This window comes from Methanotorris formicicus Mc-S-70, from assembly GCF_000243455.1.
GTDB lineage: Archaea > AGJL01 > Methanococci > Methanococcales > Methanococcaceae > Methanotorris > Methanotorris formicicus.
The window spans coordinates 1-2,196 of sequence record NZ_AGJL01000099.1 but is presented as its reverse complement, the minus strand read 5'-3'; the positions used below and the strand labels follow the sequence as shown (position 1 = coordinate 2,196).

Below are 2,196 nucleotides of genomic sequence, written 5' to 3'. Positions count from 1 at the left end.
CAATCGATTTAGAGTTTATGATAGACCAAGGGATGGAAAGACGAAGAATGATTTATGTAGGGAAATAATACTCTCTTTAGTTGAAAGGGGATTTAATATTCGATATATCTGCTTCGATAGTTGGTATTCGAGCAAAGAAACTTAAAACTTATCGATAAGTTAGGTTTATTTTACCTCTGCAGAATTAAAAGGAACAGGAAGATAAACCTCTCCAAAAACGGTGAGTGGATTTCGATTAAAGAACTTGGAGAAATTCCTGAAAGTGGATTAATCGTTTATCTAAGGAAAGTAGGATATGTCAAACTCTTCTGCCTTTCCAGAAACGGAAAGGCAGTATATTATATAACGAATAACCTATTTATGAGTTTCGGAGAATTTCAAGAGGTCAAAAACGCCTCTTGGAGAATCGAAGAGTTCCACAGAGGAGTTAAACAGTGCTGCAATATTGGAAATTTCTTCGTTAGAAAAAGATTTCCAGTATTAGGTCATATTTCGTTAGCTATGAGGGCTTTCTTTATTTTAGAGAAAATTAGAATCGATAAAAAGATTACTTGGTATGAGTTTAGAAGAGAACTAAATCGAATAGCCGTTGGGAATGCCATAATCTCTTTATGTAAAGAAACTGGTTTATTGTTAATCTAAGTATTTAAATGTATTTGCGAAAGTCCTAAGCCATTTAAGAATTTCGGAGTATATATAAATTTTAATAAAATTCGCAAACAACTATACGTCATCCCAAATAATATCAGGGGTCATCCTCCAACATTCCTTCCAATTCAAGATATTTCTTGATTATTTTGTCAATCATTTCCTCACCTGTTTTCCAATGTCCCCTCCTCTCCGCTTCTATAAGTCTTTCAAGGATTTCCTTGGTTGCATAGATGTTATTTTCCCTCAACTTCTCAAAAATTTCCTCATCAAACACAAATCTCTCAGCAACTCTATCCCAAACCCAATTTTCAACGGCATTGGTTGTTGCAGATAACCCGAGAAGGTTCTCAATTCTTTCAGCAATCTTCTGGGCTCCATGGAATTCATGTTTAAGCATTTCATTAATCCATTTTGGATTTAAAGTTCTTGTTATCGTTCCCCCCTCTATTGAATCTTTGATATTTTCAACTTTCACAACTTCCTTTGTAGTATCTGCTATGAGCATTTCTGGTTTCTCTCCTCTCAAAATTTCAACGGATTTTGATAAACCTCCAAAGAACTCATAGTAGTGGTCTAAATCAGTTATATCATAGTCGTGGCAGTCCCTAACTTGTGAAACAAGTTCAACACTCTTCAATAAATTTTCAAAAACCCCTCTTGCTTCTTTTGAATAATATCCCTTTGTGTATGCATAACTCATTGAGGATATGTATGTCTCTGCCAAATCATTCTCATCATTCCAAGCACTATCTTCAACAAGTTGTAAAACCTTTGTGTTGTATTCTGTTGCTGTTGGGCCGAAAATCCTAGCCTTTGCCAAATCTCCATAATTGGCCATCTCTTTTACATGCTTTTTAATAAAATTCATATCCTCTGGCTCATCAAGTTCTGCAACCATTCTAAATGCCTTATCAAGTAATTCCATAACATTTGGAAACATCTCCCTAAAGAAACCACAAATCGTAACAACAACATCAATCCTTGGCCTTCCAAGTTCTTCAAGTGGGATTATTTCAAGTTCCTTCTCCCAAGGGGTTTTATGAATAACTTTTAACTCCAATGTATTCCAAGATTTGGGCAATTGTCTCTCCATAAGTTTTTGCTGTCTCAAATCCCCAAAGAACTACACCAACAGATTCAGGATATTTGTTATGTTTCTTTAAATATTCTTCAATGGTTTTTTTGGCGATATATTTTCCTCTTTCAACGGCAGATTCTGTTGGGATTTTTAGAGGGTCAAATGCATAGATGTTCCTTCCAGTTGGTAATGCCTCTGGATTTCTTATGACATCCCCTCCAACAGATGGCTCAATATAGAATGAGTTTAAACCTTCTGATAGTGTGATTTAACAATATTAACTTTAAAACCAAAAATAGAAATATGTAGTGCTTGAATAACTCGTTAAAAAACGGTAGCATCTCCTATGCTAACAGCACTTAATAGTATACTCACTAATTCTATAAATAGTTTAGGATTTAACTGTTCGGAGGAGTTATCTAAGTTCGCACAAGTTAGAACACTAACGCCAATAAAAACTATCAAAG

Annotated in this window: 2 protein-coding genes and 1 pseudogene; 1 reads left to right on the top strand and 2 read right to left on the bottom strand. The window is 34.8% G+C overall.

The features are described from left to right. Positions 1-642 (top strand): annotated as a pseudogene (locus METFODRAFT_RS09490) (transposase); the annotation flags it as partial. Between the two features lie 103 nt (positions 643-745). Here the strand turns inward: METFODRAFT_RS09490 and METFODRAFT_RS09485 are convergent. Together METFODRAFT_RS09485 and METFODRAFT_RS11730 are read right to left on the bottom strand one after the other, a co-directional pair. Further along, positions 746-1,732: a cobaltochelatase subunit CobN gene (locus METFODRAFT_RS09485; protein ID WP_216698826.1), complete on the bottom strand. Its 987-nt coding sequence runs from the start codon at positions 1,730-1,732 to the stop codon at positions 746-748. Further along, on the bottom strand, positions 1,689-1,937 hold the full coding sequence (locus METFODRAFT_RS11730; RefSeq protein ID WP_281034046.1) for a cobaltochelatase subunit CobN: 249 nt from the start codon (positions 1,935-1,937) through the stop codon (positions 1,689-1,691). Before METFODRAFT_RS11730 ends, METFODRAFT_RS09485 begins: the two co-directional genes overlap by 44 nt. Positions 1,938-2,196 lie beyond the last annotated feature (259 nt).